22 protein-coding genes are annotated in these 22,553 nt (G+C 64.8%); 10 read left to right on the top strand and 12 right to left on the bottom strand.

Translation table 11 applies throughout. The features are described from left to right. Positions 1 to 27 precede the first annotated feature (27 nt). Both AB4Z37_RS00840 and glsA read left to right on the top strand, forming a co-directional pair. Entirely contained in the window at positions 28 to 867 is an 840-nt protein-coding gene (locus tag AB4Z37_RS00840) for an amidohydrolase family protein (RefSeq protein ID WP_441514781.1), read from the top strand. Between the two features lie 133 nt (positions 868 to 1,000). Continuing rightward, on the top strand, positions 1,001 to 2,851 hold the full coding sequence (gene glsA, locus AB4Z37_RS00835; protein ID WP_441514780.1) for a glutaminase A: 1,851 nt from the start codon (positions 1,001 to 1,003) through the stop codon (positions 2,849 to 2,851). Between the two features lie 60 nt (positions 2,852 to 2,911). Here glsA and AB4Z37_RS00830 read toward each other — a convergent pair whose 3' ends face one another. Next, positions 2,912 to 3,124 (bottom strand): hypothetical protein, encoded by a 213-nt coding sequence (locus tag AB4Z37_RS00830; protein WP_441515255.1) that lies wholly within the window; start codon positions 3,122 to 3,124, stop codon positions 2,912 to 2,914. On the opposite strand from AB4Z37_RS00830, the gene AB4Z37_RS00825 reads away from it, so the two are divergent. The 3 genes from AB4Z37_RS00825 to AB4Z37_RS00815 are packed head-to-tail and all read left to right on the top strand — an operon-like array spanning position 3,038 to position 5,268. Beyond that, positions 3,038 to 3,571 carry a cupin domain-containing protein gene (locus AB4Z37_RS00825; RefSeq protein WP_441514779.1) on the top strand — a complete coding sequence of 178 codons (534 nt, stop codon included), beginning with the start codon at positions 3,038 to 3,040 and terminating at the stop codon, positions 3,569 to 3,571. The genes AB4Z37_RS00830 and AB4Z37_RS00825 overlap by 87 nt on opposite strands. 45 nt (positions 3,572 to 3,616) lie before the next feature. Continuing rightward, entirely contained in the window at positions 3,617 to 4,954 is a 1,338-nt protein-coding gene (locus tag AB4Z37_RS00820; RefSeq protein ID WP_441514778.1) for an acyclic terpene utilization AtuA family protein, read from the top strand. Between the two features lie 2 nt (positions 4,955 to 4,956). Then, positions 4,957 to 5,268 carry an AtuA-related protein gene (locus AB4Z37_RS00815; RefSeq protein WP_441514777.1) on the top strand — a complete coding sequence of 104 codons (312 nt, stop codon included), beginning with the start codon at positions 4,957 to 4,959 and terminating at the stop codon, positions 5,266 to 5,268. Between the two features lie 55 nt (positions 5,269 to 5,323). On the opposite strand, the gene puuE is transcribed toward AB4Z37_RS00815, so the two are convergent. From puuE to AB4Z37_RS00790, 5 genes are read right to left on the bottom strand one after another with little or no spacing between them, the layout of a single operon-like run. Continuing rightward, complete coding sequence (gene puuE / locus AB4Z37_RS00810; RefSeq protein ID WP_441514776.1) at positions 5,324 to 6,295, bottom strand: allantoinase PuuE; 972 nt, start codon at positions 6,293 to 6,295, stop codon at positions 5,324 to 5,326. Continuing rightward, a complete protein-coding gene (locus AB4Z37_RS00805; protein ID WP_441514775.1) occupies positions 6,253 to 7,050 on the bottom strand; it encodes a hypothetical protein in 798 nt (265 codons plus the stop codon). The genes puuE and AB4Z37_RS00805 overlap by 43 nt, the downstream gene beginning before the upstream one ends. Continuing rightward, positions 7,047 to 8,219, bottom strand: a complete 1,173-nt coding sequence (locus AB4Z37_RS00800; RefSeq protein WP_441514774.1) for an amidohydrolase — start codon at positions 8,217 to 8,219, stop codon at positions 7,047 to 7,049. Before AB4Z37_RS00800 ends, AB4Z37_RS00805 begins: the two co-directional genes overlap by 4 nt. Beyond that, positions 8,212 to 9,213 (bottom strand): asparaginase, encoded by a 1,002-nt coding sequence (locus AB4Z37_RS00795; RefSeq protein WP_441514773.1) that lies wholly within the window; start codon positions 9,211 to 9,213, stop codon positions 8,212 to 8,214. Before AB4Z37_RS00795 ends, AB4Z37_RS00800 begins: the two co-directional genes overlap by 8 nt. 38 nt (positions 9,214 to 9,251) lie before the next feature. Next, a complete protein-coding gene (locus tag AB4Z37_RS00790) occupies positions 9,252 to 10,355 on the bottom strand; it encodes a CapA family protein (RefSeq protein WP_441514772.1) in 1,104 nt (367 codons plus the stop codon). A 210-nt stretch (positions 10,356 to 10,565) separates the two neighbouring features. Here AB4Z37_RS00790 and AB4Z37_RS00785 point away from each other — a divergent pair, with 210 nt between their 5' ends. Together AB4Z37_RS00785 and AB4Z37_RS00780 are read left to right on the top strand one after the other, a co-directional pair. Then, a complete protein-coding gene (locus AB4Z37_RS00785; protein ID WP_441514771.1) occupies positions 10,566 to 11,888 on the top strand; it encodes an MFS transporter in 1,323 nt (440 codons plus the stop codon). 98 nt (positions 11,889 to 11,986) lie between these two features. Continuing rightward, positions 11,987 to 12,679, top strand: a complete 693-nt coding sequence (locus tag AB4Z37_RS00780) for a GntR family transcriptional regulator (RefSeq protein WP_441514770.1) — start codon at positions 11,987 to 11,989, stop codon at positions 12,677 to 12,679. A 26-nt stretch (positions 12,680 to 12,705) separates the two neighbouring features. Here AB4Z37_RS00780 and AB4Z37_RS00775 read toward each other — a convergent pair whose 3' ends face one another. From AB4Z37_RS00775 to hpaH, 6 genes are read right to left on the bottom strand one after another with little or no spacing between them, the layout of a single operon-like run. Beyond that, entirely contained in the window at positions 12,706 to 14,343 is a 1,638-nt protein-coding gene (locus tag AB4Z37_RS00775) for a thiamine pyrophosphate-dependent enzyme (protein ID WP_441514769.1), read from the bottom strand. A 29-nt stretch (positions 14,344 to 14,372) separates the two neighbouring features. Next, complete coding sequence (locus AB4Z37_RS00770) at positions 14,373 to 15,248, bottom strand: fumarylacetoacetate hydrolase family protein (RefSeq protein WP_441514768.1); 876 nt, start codon at positions 15,246 to 15,248, stop codon at positions 14,373 to 14,375. A 12-nt stretch (positions 15,249 to 15,260) separates the two neighbouring features. Continuing rightward, the gene (gene hpaD / locus AB4Z37_RS00765; RefSeq protein WP_441514767.1) at positions 15,261 to 16,244 is read right to left on the bottom strand and encodes a 3,4-dihydroxyphenylacetate 2,3-dioxygenase; all 984 of its coding nucleotides are present in this window, start codon (positions 16,242 to 16,244) and stop codon (positions 15,261 to 15,263) included. Positions 16,245 to 16,278: 34 nt separating this feature from the next. Continuing rightward, on the bottom strand, positions 16,279 to 17,814 hold the full coding sequence (gene hpaE, locus AB4Z37_RS00760; RefSeq protein ID WP_441514766.1) for a 5-carboxymethyl-2-hydroxymuconate semialdehyde dehydrogenase: 1,536 nt from the start codon (positions 17,812 to 17,814) through the stop codon (positions 16,279 to 16,281). Next, positions 17,807 to 18,205 carry a 5-carboxymethyl-2-hydroxymuconate Delta-isomerase gene (locus AB4Z37_RS00755; RefSeq protein ID WP_441514765.1) on the bottom strand — a complete coding sequence of 133 codons (399 nt, stop codon included), beginning with the start codon at positions 18,203 to 18,205 and terminating at the stop codon, positions 17,807 to 17,809. The genes hpaE and AB4Z37_RS00755 overlap by 8 nt, the downstream gene beginning before the upstream one ends. Positions 18,206 to 18,227: 22 nt before the next feature. After that, positions 18,228 to 19,034 (bottom strand): 2-oxo-hept-4-ene-1,7-dioate hydratase, encoded by an 807-nt coding sequence (gene hpaH, locus AB4Z37_RS00750; RefSeq protein ID WP_441514764.1) that lies wholly within the window; start codon positions 19,032 to 19,034, stop codon positions 18,228 to 18,230. Between the two features lie 348 nt (positions 19,035 to 19,382). Between hpaH and hpaR the strand changes: the two genes are divergently transcribed. The 3 genes from hpaR (at position 19,383) to AB4Z37_RS00735 (ending at position 22,466) form a co-directional block, all read left to right on the top strand. After that, positions 19,383 to 19,919, top strand: a complete 537-nt coding sequence (hpaR, locus tag AB4Z37_RS00745; RefSeq protein ID WP_441515228.1) for a homoprotocatechuate degradation operon regulator HpaR — start codon at positions 19,383 to 19,385, stop codon at positions 19,917 to 19,919. A gap of 289 nt (positions 19,920 to 20,208) precedes the next feature. Further along, the gene (locus AB4Z37_RS00740; protein WP_441514763.1) at positions 20,209 to 21,279 is read left to right on the top strand and encodes a tryptophan 2,3-dioxygenase family protein; all 1,071 of its coding nucleotides are present in this window, start codon (positions 20,209 to 20,211) and stop codon (positions 21,277 to 21,279) included. After that, positions 21,276 to 22,466 (top strand): aminotransferase class V-fold PLP-dependent enzyme, encoded by a 1,191-nt coding sequence (locus tag AB4Z37_RS00735; RefSeq protein WP_441514762.1) that lies wholly within the window; start codon positions 21,276 to 21,278, stop codon positions 22,464 to 22,466. The genes AB4Z37_RS00740 and AB4Z37_RS00735 overlap by 4 nt, the downstream gene beginning before the upstream one ends. Positions 22,467 to 22,553: the final 87 nt, after the last annotated feature.

The following is a 22,553-nucleotide window of genomic DNA, read 5'->3' as shown; positions in this document are numbered from 1 at the left end:
GCATCACCACTTTTCCGGGAGATCCTCATGCAACGCCCCCTGACCGGACGTCCGCCCAAGCTCCAGTACAAGGGGCTGTGCGACACCCACATCCATATCTACGACAGCCGCTATCCGGTGTTGCCGGGCACGCCGTCGCCGCCGGATGCCAGCGTCGCCGATTACAAGCAGCTGATGACCTGGCTCGGCATCGAGCGCGTGGTGGTGGTGCAGCCCAACGCCTATGGTGACGACAATCGCTGCACAATGGAGGCAGTGAAGGAAATCGGCCCCGCGGCGCGCGCGGTGGTGGTGGTCAAGCCGGGGGTCAGCGACGACGAGATGGTGCGGCTGACCCGCGAGGGCGCGCGCGGCATCCGCTTCATGTCGCTGCTCGGCGGCACGCTATCATGGCCGCAGATGGACGAGATGGGGCGGCGCGCCCACGAGCACGGCTGGCACGCGCTGGTGCAGCTCAACGGCCGCGACCTGCCGCAGTATGAGGCGCAGATCCGGCGGCTGCCCGGGCCCTTCATCATCGACCATATCGGCAAATTCATCGATCCAGTGCCGCCGGATCATGAGAGCTTCAAGACGCTGCTGCGCCTGCTCGACACCGGCCGCTGCTATGTGAAACTGGCCGCAGCCTATGAGTTCTCGAAATCGCCTGCGCCGCATTTCGAGGATGTCGCCGCCCTGGCCAAGGCTCTGATCCGCCATGCGCCGGAGCGCATGATCTGGGCGAGCAACTGGCCGCATGCCCAGGCGCATGTCGTCGGCTACCCGGACGACGTCAACAATCTCGATCTGCTGCTCGACTGGGCGCCGGACGCCGCCGTGCGCGAACGCATCCTGGTGACAACCCCGGCGGAACTCTACGGGTTCTGATTGGAGCGCAGCCGCCTCCGCCGCCTGATAGGTCACGGGAATGCCAATTGACCGCGGCGCGGGCGCCGTGACAGCTTGGCAAAGCCCCATGGGGCAGTGGCCAACGGCACGGTGTGACAGGAGGAGCCTGGCGATGACGGCGCAGGACTCGCGAGGCGATGCGGCAGCTGCGCGGGCACGGCCGCCTCTGCAGCAATTCCTGATCGATGGTCACGCACGGTTCGCCGGCGACCAGCGCGGCGAGGCCGCCTCCTACATCCCGGAGCTGTCCAAGGCCGACCCCGATCATTTCGGCGTCAGCGTCGCCACCATCGACGGCCATCTCTACGAGGTCGGCGACAGCCTTGTGCCGTTCACGATCCAGTCGATCTCCAAGCCGTTCGTGTTCGCGCTGGCGTTGGATAGCCTCGGTCCGGCGGTGGTCGAAGCCGTGATCGGCGTCGAGCCGAGCGGCGATGCCTTCAATTCCATCCGCCTCAACGCCGACAACAAGCCGTTCAACGCCATGGTCAATGCCGGCGCGATCACCTGCTCGGGGCTGATCGTGGCAGCCAAGGGCGAGGGCGCCTTTGAATTCATCCGGCGTGGCCTCAACCGCTTCGCCGGCCGCGAACTCGGTGTTGACGAGGCGGTGTACCAGTCGGAACGCGTGACCGGCGATCGCAACCGTGCCATCGGCTATTTGCTGCGCAACGCCACGGTGATCGGCGGCGACGTCGGGGCCGTGCTCGACGTCTACTTCCGGCAATGCGCGATTTTGGTGACGGCGCGAGATCTCGCCGTGATGGCGGCGACGCTCGCCAACCGCGGCCTCAATCCGTTGACCGGGGAGCAGGTGGTCGCGCCCTATGCGGTTGCCCGCACGCTGTCGATCATGACGACGGCCGGGATGTACGACTATGCCGGCGCCTGGATCTATCGGGTCGGGATCCCGGCCAAGAGCGGCGTCGGGGGCGGCATCCTCGCCGCGCTGCCGTCGCAGTTCGGCTTCGGCAGCTTCTCGCCGCGCCTCGATCCGCACGGCAACAGCGTGCGCGGCATCGCCCTGTGCGAACTGCTGTCGACGCATTTCGATCTGCATATGCTCAACCGCAACGGCAACTCGCGCACCAGCGTGATCGCCGACTACGACATCGGCCGGGGCGAATCGCGGCGCAACCGCCGCGCCGAGCAGCGGCGGATTCTCGAAGCGCACCAGGACGAGGTGCGCATCATCGAGCTGGTCGGCTCGCTGTCTTTCGTGACGGTGGACTACATCTCGCGCCAGATGATCGGCAAGCCATTGCCGCAGATCCTGGTGATTGACTTCCGCCGTGTCGCCGACGTCTCCAGCGCCGCGGCGAGGCTGCTGGCCGACGGCCTGCGCGAGCTGGAACAGCGCCATGTCACCACCGTGCTGTCCGGGCTCGCGGAAACGTCGCTGACCTGGGAGGCGATCAGCCGCTGGACCGAAGGCATGACAAAGGTTCGCAACTTCGTGGTGCTCGACGAGGCAATCGAGTGGGCGGAGGACCAGATCGTTCATCGCTATGGCGGGCGCGTTGCGGAGGCCGACTCTGTGCCGATGGCCGAGCAGGCGCTGCTGGCGGATCTGTCCGAGGACGGCATTGCCGCGCTTACCGAGCTCGGCAGGGAGCGCCATTTCCAGGCGGGTGAAACCCTGATCCACGCCGGCGAACCCGGGACATCGCTGTTCCTGTTGCGGAGTGGAGAGGTCAGCGTCCGCCTGCCGAGCGGGGTGCGGCTTGCAGTGCTGGCCGGGGGCATGGTGGTCGGCGAGATGGCGCTGCTGGGCGACCGGCGTGCCGCCGATGTGTTCGCCGATACCGTCGTCAGCTGCATCGAGATTCCGATCGAGGACTTTCGCGAGTTTACCGAGCGTTATCCGTCCGTCGGACGGCAGATCATGCATAACCTCGCCGCCCTGCTGGCCGGTCGGCTGCGCAAGGCGAATGCCAAGGTGGATCTGCTGAGCGCGGATTAGGCGCTTCGCAATCCATGCGTGACCTCGATGGCTTGGCCTTGCTGGGCGCAGCGTCCATCATCATATTCCCGCTGCGATCAATCCATGCATGTCCAACCACCGGTTGACGAACAGTTTTTCATCTGTTGACGTGGTTCCGGCGCTTGTCGTCTCGATCAGGCGGACCACAACGAAACAGGCTAGGCCATGACCGGTTCCCACGACCATTCTCATCCGCACGATCACCATGATCATGATGACCACGATCACGGTGATCACGACCGCTGGAAGCATGATGGCGTGCGGGTCATTCCGGGCAATCAGCTCGATCCCAATGTGCCGTCCACGGCGGGGATGGACCGCAAAGCCGCGATCAACTTCGCGCGCGTCGGCGCGCAGAAGCTGTGGGCCGGGACGGTGACGATCAAGCCGGATGCCAAGACCGGCGCGCACCATCATGGCCATCTCGAGAGCATCATCTATGTGGTGCGTGGCAAGGCGCGGATGCGCTGGGGCGAGCACCTGCAGTTCACCGCGGAAGCCGGGCCCGGCGATTTCATCTTCGTGCCGCCCTATGTGCCGCACCAGGAGATCAATGCCAGCCCCGACGAGGTGCTGGAGTGCGTCCTGGTGCGCAGCGACGGCGAGGCGGTCGCGATCAATCTCGACATCGAGCCGGTGGAGAAGCCGGAAACCGTGCTGTGGGTCGATCCGGTGCATCCCGATCCGGCGCAGCGCTAGCCGGCCGCCGCGCGGGATGGCGCGCACAGCTATGCGGGACACGACATGAAAACCATCAGGCTGGGAGCAGGCGCCGGCTATGCCGGGGATCGGATCGAGCCGGCGGTCGAACTCGCCGAACACGGCGACATCGGCTATCTGGTGTTCGAATGTCTCGCCGAACGGACCATCGCGCTGGCGCAGCAGGCGCGCCTGAAGGATCCCGCCGGCGGCTATGATCCGCTGCTGCGCGAGCGAATGAAGGCGGTGCTGCCGATCTGCCAGGCGAAAGGCATCCGGATCGTCACCAACATGGGGGCGGCCAATCCGGTGGCCGCCGCGGAGCAGACCCGGGAGGTTGCCCGCGCGCTCGGCCTCTCTGGCATGAAGATCGCGGCCGTGACGGGCGACGATGTGCTCGAGGTGATCAAGGCGGGCGATTATCGCATCGAGGAGACCGGCGGCGCCGTCAGCGACCTCGGCAATCGCATCGTGTCGGCGAATGCCTATCTCGGCGCCGCGCCGATCCGCGACGCCCTCGCAGGGGGCGCCGATGTCGTGATCACCGGCCGCGTCGCCGATCCCGCGCTGTTTCTCGGCCCGCTGCTGTACGAGTTCGGATGGAAGCTCGACGACTGGGATGCGCTGGGGCGTGGCACCGTCGCCGGCCATCTGCTCGAATGCGCCGGCCAGATCACCGGCGGCTACTTCGCCGATCCCGGCGTCAAGGATGTCGCCGGTCTTGGCCGGCTCGGTTTTCCGATCGGCGAGGTCGGCGCCGACGGCAGTCTTGTCGTCACCAAGGTCGATGGCTCCGGGGGCGCGGTGACGCTTGCGACCTGCAAGGAGCAGCTGATCTACGAAATCCACGATCCCGCCCGCTATTTTCAGCCGGATGTGGTGGCGGATTTCTCCGATGTGTCGATGCATGTCGTCGGGCCGGACCGTGTCCGGGTCGAGGGCGGCCGCGGCGCGCCGAAGACGGGCCTGCTCAAGGCTTCGATCGGCTATCTCGATTCCTATGTCGGCGAAGGTCAGATCTCCTATGCCGGGCCCGGCGCCGTGGCCCGTGGTCGCCTCGCCCTCGATATCGTGCGCGAGCGTTTGGCGCTGACCGGCGTCACCACCTCGGAAACGCGCTTCGAGCTGATCGGCGTCAATGCGCTGCACGGCGATGCGCTGTCCGGGCAGGGCGAGCCCTATGAGGTGCGGCTGCGCGTGGTCGGCCGCACCGACAGCCTCCGCGAGGCGATGCGGATCGGCAACGAGGTCGAGACGCTCTACACCAATGGACCGGCCGGTGGCGGTGGAGTGACCAAATCGGCGCGCGAGGTGATCGGCGTGGTTTCGGCGCTGGTGCCGGAAGCGCTGGTGTCGCCGGCAATCCGAGTGCTGGAGGCCTGACCATGAAGCTCCGCGCCATTGCCCATGCGCGCACCGGCGACAAGGGTAACACTTCGAACATTTCGCTCATCGCGTTCGACGAGGCGGACTTTCGGCGGCTGCAGACCCATGTCACGGCGGAGCGCGTGAGAGCGCACTTCGCCGAACTCGTGCAGGGCGATGTGGTGCGCTACGAGCTGCCGAAGCTCGGCGCGCTGAATTTCGTGCTCGCCGGCGCGCTTGGCGGCGGCGTCACGCGCTCGCTCGCGCTCGACGCTCATGGCAAGGGCCTGAGCTCGGCGCTGCTCGATATGGAGATCCCGGACGAAGGATGACGCCTGGTGCGCAAGCTGGGTGGTTAGAATATGAAGTGGTTAGACCCGTTTCACGCTAGCCAGCATGATGTGCATGCCAGTGTCTTGCGATTTCGGCACGGGTCGCAACCCACACGCGCGGCTTTTTCGCGACATGGTCGAGAAACCGTGCCAAGGCAGCCGTTCGGCCGGGGCGCCCCGCAATTCGGCAATGCAAACCAACCGACATCATTTTCGGCTGTCCCCTTCGCCCCTCGTCATACAGGACATCGAAGGTGTCTGTCAGATAGGACAGAAACTGATCTCCCGAATTGAAACCTTGTGGGGATACGAAACGCATGTCATTCGCGTCGAGGGTATAGGGAACGATCAGGTGGCGTTTGCCGTGGCGATGAACCCAGTAGGGCAGATCATCGCAATAGGAGTCTGAAGAGTAGAGCAGCCTGCCGTCGTTCATCACGATATCGAGGGTCTGCTCGGAGAGACGGCCGGTATACCATCCGAGAGGACGTGATCCGCTCGTCTGTTCGTGGATATCCAGCGCGGCCCGGAAATGTGTTTCTTCCTCGGCGCGGTCGAAGTCCTTGTAGTCGATCCACCGCAGGCCATGCGAGGCAACCTCCCATCCGGCCTCGACCATCGCTTTCACCGCGGCCGGGTTGGCGGCCATGGCCGTAGCCACGCCGAAAACCGTCAGCGGCACGTTGCGTTCCTTCATCAACCGCAGAAGCCGCCAGAATCCAGCCCGCGAGCCGTATTCGTAAAGCGACTCGATATTGAGGTTGCGCTTCCCGACATAGGGCGCGATCCCGACGAGTTCGGATAGATAGGCCTCCGACGCCGCATCGCCATATATCGGCGAGTTTTCGCCACCCTCCTCGTAGTTGAGCACAATCTGAAGGGCGAGATAGGCGTCGCCGGGCCATCGCGGGTCGGGCAGCGTTTCGCCATATCCAATCATGTCGCGATGAGAGCTCATCGGTCCCGAAGTCTTCGGCATCGGTGTCAATTCCGCAGCTTCGGGGCGCTGCCGGTGAAATCGATCCACGGATTTGTTCCCAGAATATCGGCGCCGGCAATGCTTCGGTCATCGTAGCGCATGCGGAAGCTCTGCGGTCCGATCGCATAGGCCACGGTCAGCCCATCAGGCGCATTGAGGAATGCAGCATGTGGAACGAGGCCGGCGTAGCTGACACGAACGGCCCTGCCGCCGACGCGCAGAGGGCCGACGGTCAGCTTCACTGGTTCGCCGTCCGGCAGCCGGAAAAACCAGATCCAGGGACCGCCGGATACGACGGTCATCAGTTCATCGAGCCCGAAGCCGTCATCCGACGTATTGACGTGGAATTTGCCGTATTTGGCCTGGGCGACAGGCATGACATCGGTTGGAATGGCCTTCATGTCGAACAGTTTGGGATAAGGCGTATCGCCGACGTCGGATGTCGCCAGATAGCCGCCGCGATGAGCCTCCGGCTGACGGCCGGCTTCGGCAATTGCCTGCAGCAACTGTCCGCGATGCAGGGCGAACAACGCCATGACGCGCTGGCCTTCATCTTCAGTCAGCTTTCGCGTCTTGGAGGCCGCGATGTACGGCGCCGCGTCCGCGGGAATCGGCGCCAGGCTGATGTGCGTGCCGATCGTGGCGAGGACCTTGTTGACCTTGTCGATGCCCACCGTCGCCGGCTTGCCGTCGAGGTACGACAGCTTCAGGAGCTCTTCCTCCTCGTTCGCGCGAGCGATCGCGGGAACAAGAGCGGACGCAATGAACGACGCCGCAATTAGGTTGAACAACGATTTCATCATGATGATGTCCTTCCGTTGGCGGGCGAAGCCGCTGTGGCCACCTCTGTGAGGCGACATAGAAAATCGATCCCGAAGGGAATGGCCGCATCGGCAAAATCGAATGTTGGCGCGTGAAGCGGGGAGCTTGGTCCATTGCCGATGAAAGCAAAGGCCCCCGGCCGTTCAGCCAGGAAGTACGCGAAGTCTTCGGACGCGAGAATCGGCCTCGCCGAGCTGTCGACGGCCTGATCTCCGACCACTGAGCGAGCAGCTCCGACGGCTAGCGATACTTTTTCCGGATCGTTGATGGTGACCGGATATTCACGCCGATAGCTGACGGTCGCCTCGACGCCGAACCCCGCCGCAACCTGCGGCACCATCCGGCGCAGCTCCAGTTCGATACCCTGCCGCGCCGCTTCGTTCAAAGCCCGGACAGTGCCCCTGATCGTCGCCTTGGCCGGCATGACATTTTCCCGCTCACCGGCCTGGAAGCAGGTCAGCGACACCACCGCCGGCTCGATCGGGTCGCGCGTGCGGGACGTGATCCGCTGCACGGCCTGCACGATGGCGGCCCCAGCCAGAACCACATCGTCCGCCAGGTGAGGCGCGCCGGGATGACCGCCCCGGCCATCCAGGTCGATCGCGATGAGGTCGGAGGAGGCCATCAGTGCTCCCGGCCGGGTCGCAAAATGACCGATGGGGAGCGCCGGCATCGCATGGAGGCCGTAGATCTCCGCGATCCCGAAGCGATCGAGCACACCATCGTCGATCATTGCCTTCGCCCCGGCGCCGCCTTCCTCGGCAGGCTGGAAAACGAGCGCGATCGTGCCGGAAAAGGCACGGGTCGCGGCAAGGCGCCAAGCGGCGCCGAGCAGCATCGCCATATGCCCGTCGTGGCCGCACGCATGCATTCGTCCCGGCGTGCGAGAGGCGTAGGACAGACCCGTCTGCTCGTGGATCGGCAGCGCGTCCATGTCGGCGCGCAGGCCCACGACACGGTCGGACGGACTGCGTCCATGGATCAGTGCGACAATTCCGCAGCGCCCGATCCCGGTTTCGAGAACGTCGACACCTGCTTCCGCGAGGCGTTCGGCGATGAAGCGCGTTGTGTCCGGCAGGTCATAGAGAATTTCAGGATGAGCATGGAGATGGCGGCGCCAGCCGATGGCGCGTTCGATATCCTCAGTCATGGGGCGCACCACCAGCCCGCGCGCGGAATTCTGCCTCGATGCAGCCCCGATCGCATCCAGACATCAGCAGAAGGGCCATGAGCAGCCGGGCCTTGAGGCCGCAAAGCTCCCCGGCGTGCAGCAGGCCTGCGGAGAGGAGGTCGACTTCGGAGCCGGGGTAGGTGTACGTGTTCCGAAGGACAGGTCCGCTCGAGCAACGGCTGGCGAGAACGACAGGCATCTGTGTGGCCAGCTCGCGTATCGCCGACATCATCGCCGCGGAGACATGCCCGCCGCCCGCTCCTTCGATGACAAGGCTGCCATAGCCGAGATCGGGCAGGCACCTCAGCAAGCGATCATCCTCGCCCATGGCAAAGCGGAACAGGGCGACCGGTCGCTCTCGTGCGAGATCAACGGAAAGGATGGCCGGTGAACGTTCCGTGCGACCGTGAAAACGCACCTGGCCTTCAACCACGGCCCCGACAGCTGCCCGACCAACGGACTGAAAGGCCGACAGACTGACCGTGTGGATCTTGCGGACGAATCTCGCAGCATGAATCTCCCCGCAAAAGACCGCGAGCGTCCCGCGTCCGTGGCTTCCATCGTCCGCGGCGACGCGCAGCGCGTCCGCAATATTCGCCGGGCCATCGGCCCCCGGCGCATCACTGCCCCTCATCGCCCCCGTCACCACCACGGGGTGAGTTTCGGGAATCAGGCAGTCGAGGAGAAAGGCCGTTTCCTCCAGGGTGTCCGTGCCCTGGACGATAACGGCGCCGTCGTATCCCTCGGCGAACCGATCGCGCAGGCCCCGCGCGACGTTGATGATCTCAGCGAGACTTAATGAGGCGCTGGGCAGCATCGCTGGTGACCACGTCTCGATGTCCGCCAGGGATGCAATCTCCGGCGATCGATGCAGGAGATCGTCCGCCGAGAGTTTCGGCAGGAGCCCCGACGACGTTGTCTTGACCATGGTAATGGTTCCACCGAGTGAAACCAGCAGGATGCGTTTTTTCATGATCATCGCCGTGTGATATGGCTGGACGTGCGGCTGCGTTATGAGGCGCTCGTCACCGCTTCGACCTCGACGAAGCGAGCAACCGCGCGATGTCCTTCAACCTCCATAGGGGTACCCATGTTCGCGGACATGCGGCGGAAGCGTTCAAGGATCGGCCGCGACGCTTCCTCACTCGCGATGAGATTGGGCATGCCCTGGGCATCGCATTCCGTGGCGCGAAACTCGATCGACCGCACGCCGGCCTCGCCGAATTCGATGCGGCACACCAGCGACCACGGATCGATCTGGGAGAATATCTCCTTCTGAACAGGTGTGGCGTTAGCCCAGTCCTGCTGCGCGACATGGTTGCCGAGGCTGTAAAGGATCGGCCGTCCGCGATGGGTCTCGAGCCCTGCCGGACTGTGAGGGTGGTTGCCCAGGACCATGTCGGCGCCGGCATCGATGATCGCGTGGCCGAGAGGGCGCTGATATTCCGCCTGCGGGTCGCCGCGTCCGTAACCCCAATGAACGCTGACGACGAGATGATCGACGCTCGGACGCAGCTCGCGGATGGTTTTCACCAGGCTTTCCAGATCCTCGGGCCGCACACGACTGCGCATCTTCAGCGGAGCTCCGGGCTCGGTGGCGAGCATGACCGGATGAAATTCGGCCCATTGATCGACTCTGAGCGGGGCGATGCCCGGACGCTGGTCGGTCGCCGCATAGTCCGGCGGCAGAAGGCAGGAGACCGCGAGAAAGCCGATGCGGCGCCCCGCGATGTCGCGCACGACCGGCGCCATGGCCTCGTCAACGGTGCGGCCACCTCCGACCGGCGTGATCCCGGCGCCGCGCAGATGGTCGAGCGTCTCCAGGAACGCCTCGGGACCAAAGTCGCAGGTGTGGTTGGTGGCAACCGTCATGATCCCAAATCCCGCCCGGCCGAGATCCCCAGCGATTGCGGGATCGGAGAGATAGGCGATGGGCGCGTCGGTTCTGTAGCCCTTGCGCGCGAACTGCACTTCGCACGACCCCCAGACGAGATCGGAACGCCGAAGGTATTCCAGTGTGCGTTCGTAACTGGGGTGGGCGATCCCCCCTTCGTTGAAGAGCTTGTGTCTGATGACGATGTCGCCAGCCGCCGCCAGCACCGGATAACGATCCATTGAATGTCTCATGTTTTTTTGATGTTTCAATAGAAGGGCAATTTATGGTCGAAAATCAAGAGCAATTCTCGGAGTTGTGCCCAGTTGGCGTTGCTCTTGTGAGTGGCAATGATCGTAAAGTTGACTAAATGAAACTTTTTTGATGTTTTATAACTTGGGCGCGCTGGAGCGTCCCCAAAGACCGACGTCACCAGGGGAAGGAAGCCAAGGATGAGCAGTGTTGCCGATTGTGCCGCCGTCACGGGCGCGGCTGACCATGTCGGCCCGATTTATCGGAAGATCGCCGTTCGACTGATCCCGATCCTGATGCTGCTTTGGGTCCTTGCATGGATCGATCGCGTCAATGTCAGCTTCGCCAAACTCCAGATGATGGACGAGCTGGGCTTCAGCGATGCCGTCTATGGATTGGGCGCCGGGATCTTCTACATCGGCTATCTGCTGTTCGAAGTTCCGAGCAATCTGTTGCTGCAGAAGATCGGTGCACGCGGCACTATCGCGCGGATAGCGATCGGGTGGGGCATCACCTGCACGCTGATGGCGCTGGTCGCAACGCCTGCGACATTCTATGTGCTGCGCTTCTCGCTTGGTGCCTTTGAGGCCGGCTTTTTTCCCGGCGTCATCCTCTACCTGACGCTCTGGTTCCCGAGCGATCGAAGGGCCAAGGTGTTCGGCATCTTCATGTCTTCGGTGGCGCTGTCGGGCGTCATCGGCGGGCCGCTCGCGGGCCTGATCATGAGCGTGCTCCACACCCATCTCACGCTCTCGGGATGGCAATGGCTCTTCATCATCGAGGGGGTGCCGACGATCCTGATCGGCATCTTCTGTCTTTTCTATCTCACCAATCGGCTCGAGGAGGCGCACTGGCTCTCGCCCGAGGAGCGCGCAGCCGTTGCCGCGGATCTCAAGCGCGATCGCGATCTCCTCGGAAGCCGGGAGAATGCTTTCGGCTCGGTGCTTCGTGACCGGCGCCTGTGGGCTTTCACGTCCATCTATTTCTGTGTGATCGTCGCAAACGCCACCGTCGCCTTCTGGGGCCCGACCGTCATCCGGGAGGCGGGCATTGCCGATATTTCGGCCATCGGGTGGATCGTATCCGGGGCATCCCTGCTCGGATCGGCCTGCATGATCCTGAACGGATTTATAGCGGATCGAACCAAGCGCCCGCTGATTCTGTGCGTGCTGTCCCTTGTGGCTGCGAGCGTCGCGCTGTGCACTATGGCGATTTTCCTCCACAGCTCGGCGAGGATCACCATCGTCGCCTTCGCCTTTGCATTGGCAGGCGCCTATGGGGCGATCCCCGTCTTCTGGCAGATGCCCAATCGCCTCTTCGCGGGCGCCGCGGCGGCAGGCGGCATCGCCGTGATCAACTCGTTCGGCAACCTCGGCGGCTTCCTTGCGCCTTACGGCCTGGGGATGACGGCGAGCCAGACCGGCGACATTTCCGGAGGCCTGATGGCTGTCAGTCTCGTCACGCTGATCGCCGCCCTCGGAGTTGCGGTCACCCGGCGATTTTTCACCCCGGGCGCCGTATGATGGCGCCGAATCCGAACCCAGCCTTCGCTCCGGATTCGCCGTTGTCGCTAGAGTTCTGGCGACCACGCTTCACTGAGGGAAACGGGTCAGATCATTCGATGAACAACAGCAAGGCGGGCGCCAAACTTTCGCTGGGGGAGCGTGTCTACGAGGATTTGCGCATTGCGATCACCCTTGGCGAGATCCCTCAGGGCCAGGTTTTCAATGAGGCGGATCTGATCGCACGATACAAGGTCAGCACCTCTCCGCTGCGCGAGGCATTGACCAGACTTCGGCAGGATGGGCTGGTCAAGGTCATTCCGAGGCGGGGCTACGCGGTCGTCGAACTGACCCTTCGCGACTTTCACGAACTCGTCCAAATGCGCATGATCAACGAAGGGGCCGCAGCGGAACTTGCGGCCCCGCGGATCACCGACCAGCACATCCGCGAGATGCAGCGCCTGTCATCCGTATCCCTCGCGATTGGAAACACGCAGAGCTATCGGAATTTCATGCAGGCCAACCAGGCCTTTCATGAATTGATCGCGTCGATTTCCGAAAATTCGCGCCTCGTGAAGGCAACGAAGCAGACATTCGATGAAATTCAGCGGGTTCTTTTTGCCGGGCTGAGCGAGATCGAAGACGGCGATCTCAAGCATGATCACGACGACATCATCGCGGCCCTCGCAAGGCGGGATGGGCCGGCGGCGCGCAAGGCCGTCATCGAACACATCAAGCAATCCCGGGACCGTGTCGTGCAACGGATGCTGCGCCACGACCGGCCGTTGGAGAACATCAGCCTGGCGGACTGATGCCGTTGGAGTTCGGGCCGTCGCGCTCAGACGCCGTCCGGCTTCGGTGGATGGATGAAGCGCCACGGGCTGCTCTCGGAATCGCGGGGGACCTCGATCGAGATCAGGGTGGGTCCGCCATCCGCCAGCGCTTTTTCCAGCGCCGGACGAAACGCCTCCGGGGAGCTGACCTTGGCCGCGCCGACGCCGAACGACTCCGCCAGCTTGACGAAATCCGGATTGACGAGGTCCGCTGCCACCACGCGGCCGTCGAACACCGTCTTCTGGTCGCGCCGCACGTTGCCATAGGCGCTGTTGTTGAACACCAGCGTGACCACGCCGATCTTGTACTGCACGGCGGTTGCGAGTTCCTGCACGCCGAACATGAAACCGCCGTCGCCGGTGATCGCGACCACGGGCTTGTCCGGGTTGGCGACCTTGGCGCCGAGCGCGGTCGGGAAGCCCGAGCCGAGCGTGCCCTGGTAGCCGGAGGAGATGAAGGTGCGCGGCTTGTAGATCGGCAGGCCGTACCACGAGGCGAAACCAACCTGGGACAGCTCGTCGGTGACGATGCCGTCGTGCGGCAGCACATCGCGCAGCACGTTGAGGTAGTCCATCTGCGGCTGCACGGACTGGATCTGCTGCTGCGCGGCGAGGGTGGCCTCGCGGATTCTGTCACGTCGGCCGCCCTGCCTGGCGTACCCCTGTTTGCGCACGGCGGCGAGCAGGGCATTGGTGCCGTCACGGGCGTCCGAGACGATGCCGACGTCGGCGGTGAAGCGCCGCATCTCGACCGCATCGATATCGATGCGGACGGATTTCTGGCCGGCGGGTCGATACGGCCAGCGCCATGACGGCAGCTCAAGGCGCGTGCCGATGCCGATGATCACGTCGGTCTGCGGCCACAGGCCGTAGGCGGCGGCCATGGTGAGGCCGAGCTCGTGGGCGTTGCTGACAATGCCGCGGCCGCTGCGGAAGGCGACCACCGGGGCGTCGATCAACTCGGCGAGCTCGAGAATCTCGTCAGCGGCGTGGATCGCGCCGGCGCCGACAAAGATCATCGGCGCCTTGCTGCCGGCGATCAGTTTCGCGGCCGCCTGGACGTGGTCCGGGTCGGGCTCGGGCGAGGGCAGCGGCGCAAGCGGCGCCAGTGGGGAGGCCGCCGCGCGCTGGGTGAACACATCCCAGGGCATTTCGACCGAGGCGGGGCCCCGTCGTCCCGACATCATCTCCTGAAACGCGCGGGCGATGGTGGCGGGCGCCGCGCCGGGATGTTCGACCCGCTCGGCCCATTTGACGAAGCTGCGCAACGTTGCGAGCTGGTCCGGCATCTCATGCAGATGGCCGCGCCCCTTGCCGAGGAACTGGGTCGGCACCTGGCCGGTGAGGCAGAGTACAGGTTCGTTGCAGCCGAACGCGGTGAGCATGGCGGCAGAGGCGTTGAGCACCCCCGGGCCGGGGACGACGCTGAACACGCCGGGCTTGCCGCTGGCGCGGGCATAGCCGAAGGCCATGTAGCCGCAGGCCTGCTCATGGCGGGCGCCGATCACCTTCAGGCGCGGCTCCGCGCGCTTGAAGGCATCGAACAGGCCGTAGATCTGGGCACCGGGCAGGCCGAAGACGGTGTCGACATCGTGTGAAAGGAGACCATCAACAATGGCCTCGCCACCTGTCCGCACCGTCATCGCCTGTTCCTTCCCGTTTCTTGCCTGCTTTATGTCTGCTCGTCGATGACGCCGTTGCGCAGCGTACCGATGTTGTCAGCCTCGACCTCGATCACATCGCCGGGCTTCAGATACCGCGGTGGATCGAACCGCGCCCCCGCGCCCGTCGGCGTTCCCGTGACAATGATGTCGCCGGGCACCAGGGTCGTGAACGTCGAGATGTAGTTGATGAGGTAGCGGAAGCCGAAAATCAAGCGGCTGGTGCGGTCATCCTGCCGCAACTCGCCGTTGACTTTCGTCGTGAGACGCACGTCGGCGATCTGGGCCTCTCCGGTGAAGGGAACGATCCAGGGACCGAGGCTGCCGGTGGAGTCGAAGTTCTTGCCCTGCGTCACGTTGAACTTGGCATGCCGCACCCAGTCGCGGATGGTGCCCTCGTTGCAGAGCGTGACGGCCGCGACGTGGTCGAGGGCGTCCTTCTCGGCGATGTGACGGCCGGCCTTGCCGATGACCAGCACCAGCTCGCCCTCGTAGTCGAGCTGCGGCGACGCCTTCGGGCGCACCAGCGGCGCACCGTGGCCGACAAATGACCGCGGCGTGCGCATGAACATGCTCGGATATTTCGGTGCGTCCTGGCCGTCCTTGTATTCGGCGTTGCGGTCCGGATAGTTGACGCCGATGCAGATGATCTTTTCGGGCGCCGGAATCGGCGGCCGCAGGCTGGCGTCGGAGAGCTTGAGGTCGGCGCTCGCGCCGACGGCTGCGTCGGCGAGGCGGGGCAGCGCATCTGCTGCGATCACCTCGCGCAGGGTCGGATACTCGTGTCCGAAACGCGACGAGAGATCGACGATGTTATCGTCGATCACCGCGCCATAGCGTTCCGAACCGTCCTTGAGATAGGTGGCAAAGCGGACGGCCTGGGTCATGTGTCCGTCCCGTCAGCTTGCGACGATGACGTCGGCGACGAACAGCGGGTCGTGCACCTCCTGGCCGGTGAAGGCGGAGCCTTCTTCGAACCATGAGCGCGGCGCCGGGGCGCCCCACAGGGTCTGGCGGCGGGGATCGCGCAGCGACCAGCGCAGCGGCTCATGGTCGTAGTCCATGGTCTGGTAGTCGCTGGTGTACAGCTCGAGGCGATGGCCAGCCGGGTCGCGGACATAGAGGAAGAACGCGTTGGCGATGCCGTGACGGCCCGGGCCGCGCTCGAGGTTCTCCAGGTAGCCGCCGCTCGCCATGACGTCGCACAGATGCAGGATGTTCATCGCGGTCGGCACCCAGTAGGCGAAGTGATGCAGGCGCGGGCCGCGGCCGTTGGTGATGGCGAAGTCGTGCACGTTGCCCTTGCGATGCATCCAGGCCGCGGCGATGCGGCCGTTCGGGCCGTCCTCCTCGGCGTATTCGGTCAGGCGGAAGCCGAGCCGAGCGTAGAAATCCACCGTGGCCTGCACATTGTGCGAGAACACGTTGAAGTGGTCGAAGCGCTGCGGGTGGCAGCCCTTGTAGAGGTCGTAGCGGCGCAGCAGGTGCGGACGCTTCTCCATCGTGACGTAGAGTTCGATCGGATAGCCGAGCGGGTCGGTGAAGTGGAGCGTGCGGCCCTGGAACGGCTGCTCGACGAAGGTCGCGGTGATGCCGTTTTCCTTGAGGAATTCGGCGGCCTTGTCGAGGTCCTGCTCGGTGCCGACCTTGAAGCCCATGCGGTTGCAGGCCGCGGTCTTGGCTTTGCGCAGCACCAGCGAGTGGTGCTGATGCTCCTCGCTGCCACGCAGGTACACGGTGTCGCTGTCGGCGTCTTCGACGTGAAGGCCGATGGCGTTCTCGTAGAACGCGCGGGTGGCGGCAAGATCGGGCACGTCCAGCACCACGTGGCTGCAGCGCAGCACGTTGAACGGCGGTTGGAACGTATGCTGGGGAACGGGCATGGTCGTGTTTCCTCTTGTCAGAATGGTGTCAGGCTTATTGAACGCCGAGCCGCTGGATCTTGTGCGTGCCGCGCGCAAGGCTGACGTGTTTGGTTTCCATGTAGAATTCGAACGAGTAGTCGCCGCCGTCGCGGCCGATGCCAGAGGCCTTCATGCCGCCGAACGGCGTCGGCAGGTGACGGACATTCTCGGAGTTGAGCCAGATCATGCCGGCTTCGAGCTCGTCGGCGACACGCAGCGCCCGGCCCATGTCACGGGTCCAGACATAGCCGGTGAGGCCGTACTGCACGCTGTTGGCGATCTCGATCGCCTGGGTCTCGTCCTTGAACGGGATCACGGTCAGGAAGGGGCCGAACACCTCTTCCTGGGCGACCCGCATCGCACTGGTGGCGCCGGTGACCAGGGTCGGCTGCACATAGTGGCCGCCGCCGGGGCCGTCATGGGGCTTGCCGCCGACCGCGATGGTGGCGCCGTCCTGGCGAGCGATGTCGAAATAGGAGCAGACCTTGGCGAAATGGCGTTCATGGATCAGCGGCCCGATCTCGGTCGCCGGATCGAGCGGGTGGCCGATCTTCAGCGCCCGCACCCGGGCGGCGAGCTTGTCGTTGAAGGCGTCGGCGATGCTCTCGTGCACCAGGAGACGGCTCGACGAAGTGCAGCGCTCGCCGTTCAGCGAGTAGATCATGAACACGACGGCGTCGAGCGCGCGCTCGAGGTCGGCGTCGTCGAACACGATCACCGGGTTCTTGCCGCCGAGTTCGAAATGCACCCGCTTCAGCGTCGGTGCGCCCTGCATCATTATGGCCGAACCGGTCGAACTCTCGCCGACGAAGGCGATCGCCTTGATGGCCGGATGCTGGGTCAGCGATTTGCCGGCGTCCTCGCCGAAGCCGTGCACGGTGTTGAAGACGCCGTCGGGAATGCCGACCTCGTGGGCGATGCGGACCAGCAGGTCGGCGGTGACCGGCGACCATTCCGCCGGCTTGTGCACCACGGTGCAGCCCGCGGCGAGAGCCGGTGCGATCTTCCAGGTCGACAGCATGAACGGCGTGTTCCATGGCGTGATCACGCCGACCGGGCCGATCGGCACGCGGGTGGAGATGTTCCAGTGCTCCTCGCTCGGCAGGTTCTTGCCGTCACGCGCCTCCGGCGCGCGATCGGCGAAGAAGCGGAAGTTCTCGGCCGCGCGCAGCGCTGCCTTGGCCATGAAGCGGTGCGCCTGTCCGGTGTCGATGCATTCCAGCACCGCGATGTCGTCGGCGCGCGCCTCGATGGCGTCGGCAAGCTTGTGCAGCAGCTTCTTGCGCTTCTCGGGCGCGAGCGCGCGCCAGGAGCGGAACGCCTTTTCCGCGGCCCTGGCAGCCGTGTCGATGTCGGTCGCATCACCGCGGGCGACGGTCGCGAGCTTGGCGTTGTCGATCGGGGAGTGGGTCTCGAAGGTTCGCCCCGACGCAGCCGGGACCGACTTGCCGTCGATGAAATGCGAGATGCCGTCGGCGCGCAGCTTCTCGAGCAGAGGTCTGGCGCGCTCGAGATTGGCGGCGAGGGTGACGTCGGATGCTTTAGCCATGGGTTGCCTCGGCCTTCAGGTGATCGTGGATGTTGTTTCGCTTCCAGCTGGTTTCGTTCAGGATCTCGACGATGTCGAATGACAGCGCGAACCGGCTCGACGCGAATACCGGGTCGAGATACGTCGACAGCGCTTCGAAGATCTCCGCACCGGCGCGCTTGCGGGTCGGCAGGTCGCGGCCCTGGCCGAGGCGCAGCACCATGGCGAGGAAGCCATGCTGCGGATCGCCGTCGGCGACCGCATAGTCGTCGCACCGGATGGCGCGGACGCGGATGCCGCCGAGCGGAAAGACGCCCGTGTCGGCCGCGGCGCGGCGGACGAGCTCGACCACCGCGCCGATGTCGACGCGATCGGTGAGATTGGCTGAATATTCGATGGTGAAATGCGGCATGGCCAGCGCTCCGTCAGGCTGTCTAAGCGAAGTAGCAGCTCACCGACCCATAGGCGCCGAAGTCGGCCTGGATGGTGTCGCCCTTGCGGGTCTCGATCGGGCGGATGAACGATCCCGCCAGCACGACCTGGCCGGGTTCCAGCGCCAGGCCGAGCGGGGCGAGGCGTTTCGCCAGCCACACGATGCCGTTGGCGGGATGGTTGAGCACGCCGGCGGCGAGTCCGGTTTCCTCAAGCTGGCCATTACGGTAGCACAGCGCGCCGATCCAGCGCAGGTCCGTGTCGAGCGGGCGCAGCGGCCGGCCGCCGAGCACGATGCCGGCGTTGGCGGCATTGTCGGCGATGGTGTCGTAGATCTTGCGGGTGGCTTTGGTCTCCGCGTCGACACGCTCGATCCGGGTATCGAGGATCTCCAGCGCCGGAACCACGAAGTCGGTGGCGTTGAGCACGTCGAAGATGGTGCAGTCGGGGCCGGCGAGGCGGTGCTTCATCACGAAGGCGAGTTCCGCTTCGACACGGGTAGCGATGAAGCGCTCGGTCGGCACCAGGCCGCCATCATTGAAGAACATGTCATCGAACAGCACGCCGGAATCCGGCTCGTCGATGTTCAGGGCACTCTGCATCGCCTTGGAGGTCAGGCCGATCTTGTGGCCGCGGATCTTGGCGCCGGCAGCGACCTTGAGGTCGACGAGGGCTGTCTGCACCGCATAGGCGTCGGCGATGGTCATGCCCGGGTGCTCGATCGACAGCTGGCGGATCTGCTTGCGGCCCTTCTCGGCCTCGAACAGGCGCTTGGCCGCATCTTTGATGGCATCCTCAGTCAATTTCATTGGAAAACGCTGCCTCCCGATCATTTTCAAAACTATTTAACATGTTAAGTTGATGAGATCAACGCGGTTGTCACGAAATCTCGCCGCGGCCTAGTGTGGTGGATCTGACATTCGCTTCAGAATCGCCGCGAGTTCTTCGAGCGAATGTCAGATCCAAAACCACACTAGAATCTGATATTTGCTAGTGTCCCTAAGGTTCTAACATTCGCAAAAGAGCCTGCTGCAAGGGGATGCGAATGTTAGAACCGGGACACTAGTGGCCGGAATGTCACGCCGCATGATAGATGATTGAGAATGACAGAGAATCTGCGGACCATGACGCGCGGCAAATCCGGCTCGGCTGGGCCTATGGGGGAGGCTGCCAAGGTGGCCGGAAAAAAAACCTCCGGCGCAGCCGGCAAGACGCCGCGCAAGCCGCCGATGCGCGACTTTTCCCGGTCACTGCCGATGGCGCTGCTGCGCTCTCGCGAGGCGGTGATGCGCCAGTTCCGCCCCTCGTTGCGCGACCATGGCCTCACCGAGCAGCAGTGGCGCATCCTGCGGGCGCTGACCTCGATCGAGCAGATGGAGGTCAGCGAGCTGGCGCGCGCGACCTACCTGCTGGGACCGAGCCTGTCGCGGATCCTGCGGGATCTCGAGGCGCGCCAGTTGGTCCAGCGTCGCTCGCCGGAGAGCGACCTGCGCCGGGGTATCGTCTCGCTCACCCCGGCCGGGATCGCGCTGATCGATGTGGTGGCGCCGATTTCCGAGGCGATCTACGCCGAAATCACCCGCCGTTATGGCGCCAAGAAGCTTGAGGCCCTGCACGAGATGCTGCGGGAGCTCGAGGGTGAGTTGCTGGCGATCGCCGTCAAGAACGGCGCCGACGCGGACGGCGAGGACTAGCCGGATCGCCGCCGGCGGGTGCCGGCAGATCGGTCATCGTCTGCGAATGCTTTAGGCATAAAATATCTATTGACCTCGCGCGCGTCCCGGCCAAATCTGGTGGCACTGGTGTGGTGGATCTGACATTCGCTTCAGTCTCGCCGCGAGTCCTCCAAGCGAATGTCAGATGCAAAACCACGCTAGAATCTTACACTTGCTAGTGTCCCTCCGGTTCTAGCATTCGCAAAAGAGCCCGCTGCAAAGTGATGCGAATGTTAAACCGGGACACTCGTCCGATGGAGACGCATGCATGGCTCGCGCCCCGGTTTATTACGGCGACTACCTCAAGCTCGATCGGCTGCTGTCGTCCCAGGAGCCGGAGAGCGTGAAAGCCGGCATCGATGCTCATGACGAGATGCTGTTCATCATCGTCCATCAGGCCTACGAGCTGTGGTTCAAGCAGATCCTGCATGAGCTCGACCGGATCGAGGCGGATTTCGGCACCATTCCCGTCACTGATGACGCCATGGGGCGGGTGGTGCACGGCCTCAACCGTATTCACGAGATCCTCAAGCTCGTGGTCGGCCAGCTCGACGTGCTGGAGACCATGACACCATTCGATTTCCTCGATTTCCGCGATCTGTTGATGCCGGCCTCTGGCTTTCAGTCGCTCCAGTTCCGCCTGATCGAGACGCGGCTTGGCCTTTCGCCCGCAACACGCGTGCCGTTCGACGACAAGGCGATCGACGAGCGGCTGTCGGACCGTGACCGCGTCGCGTTCCGCGCTGCCGGCGACAAGCCATCGCTGTTCGATCTGCTCGACCAGTGGCTCGCCCGCACTCCGTTCCTCGATTGGGGCGGCGCCACCTTCCGCGACGCCTATCGTACGGCGGTGGAGAAGCATCTCGCCCGTGACGCCGAGATGGTGCGCAACGATCCGGCGATCCCGCCGGAGAAGCGTGAGCGTGACCTCAAGAACATCGAGCGCGCGATCGCCTCGTTCTCGGCGATCTTTTCCGCGTCCGATGACAATGGCGGCTGGCGGTTGTCGGCACCTGCCGTGCAGGCGGCGCTGTTCATCACGCTCTACCGCGACAAGCCGGCGGTACAGCAGCCGTTCCGCCTGCTGGCGGCGCTGATGGACATCGACGAGACCATGACGCTGTGGCGCTACCGTCACGCGCTGATGGTCGAGCGCATGATCGGGGTCAAGATCGGCACCGGTGGCTCCTCCGGCCATGCCTATCTGCGGACCACGGCGGAGCGGCACCGCATCTTCGGCGACCTGTTCCGTCTGTCGAGCTTCCTCATTCCACGCTCGGCGGTGCCGGAGCTGCCGGCGCAGATCCAGGCCCGCATGGGCTTTGTCATTTCGTCATGACCGGTCCGCTGCTCGATTTCACCGCGCACTTCTCCCGCTTCCGCGCGGCCGCGCCGGAGCGGATCAATCTCGCCTGCCACAGCCATCATGACTGGCCCGATGTCACCTATGCGGCGCAGCAGCGCTGCTGGCAGGACGCGGCGCGACTCGCCGGCGACAAATGGGGCCTCATGTTCGGCGAGCTCATTCCGCAGGTGCAGGCGCACCTTGCGCGCCACCTGTGCCTGCCGGATCCGGCGACGATCGCGTTCGCGCCCAACACCCACGAGTTCCTGCGCCGGCTGCTGTCGTGCTTCCCGGCGGGACGCGCGGTCCGCATCCTGACCAGCGACGCAGAATTTCACACCGCGCGGCGCCAGCTCGACCGGCTCGCCGAGGACGGCGTCGTTACCGTGACGCGCGTGCCGGCCGAGCCGCTTGCGACCTTCGCCGAACGCTTTCACGCGGCCTGCGCCGCGGGCGATCATGATCTCGTGTTCGTCAGCCAGGTGTTCTTCAGTTCGGCAGCGACCTGCGGTGATCTTGCCGCGCTCGCCGCGGCGCTGCCTTCGCCGGACAGCTATCTGGTGATCGACGGCTATCACGGCTTCATGGCGCGGCCGACGGATCTTTCGGGGATTGCCGAGCGCGCCTTCTATCTCGCCGGCGGCTACAAATACGCCATGGCCGGCGAGGGTGCCTGCTTCCTGCACTGTCCGCCCGGCTATGGCGCGCGGCCGCGCGACACCGGCTGGTTCGCCGACTTCGGCGCGCTGGCGGCGCCGCCCGGCAAGTCGGTCGGCTATCCCCTCGATGCCGGGCGTTTTCTCGGCGCGACCTTCGACCCCTCGGGCCTCTACCGGATGGCGGCGGTGTTCGATTGGCTGGCGGCGGAGGCGATTGCCGCCGAACAGGTCCATGGCCACGCGCGCGCGCTGATGGCGCATTTCCTCGACGCGCTCGAACCGCGTGCGATCGCGGGCCTGCGCCGCGCCGACCTGATCACGCCGTTCGGTCCCGGTGCCGCCCACGGCAATTTCCTCACCTTCCGCACCGCGCGCGCCGGCGAGATCGAGACCAGGCTCGCTGCGGTCGGCGTGCACTGCGACCATCGCGGCGACCGTCTCCGATTCGGCTTCGGACTGTGCACCGCGGCGACGGATGTCGAACGCGCGATCGCGCGAATCGGCTCAGCGCTCGGGGCCTGAAGCCGCGGTGCGCGCCGGGCCCCTGCCGAAAATCAAAGGTTGAAATCCCTGCGATGTTTCGCCACGGTCGGCGGCAAGCGCATGGCA

The sequence above is a fragment of the Bradyrhizobium sp. 2TAF24 genome, assembly GCF_052115025.1.
Taxonomy (GTDB): Bacteria; Pseudomonadota; Alphaproteobacteria; order Rhizobiales; family Xanthobacteraceae; genus Bradyrhizobium_A.
Note: the sequence above shows the minus strand (reverse complement) of the source record. Positions and strands in the feature narration are given on the sequence as shown.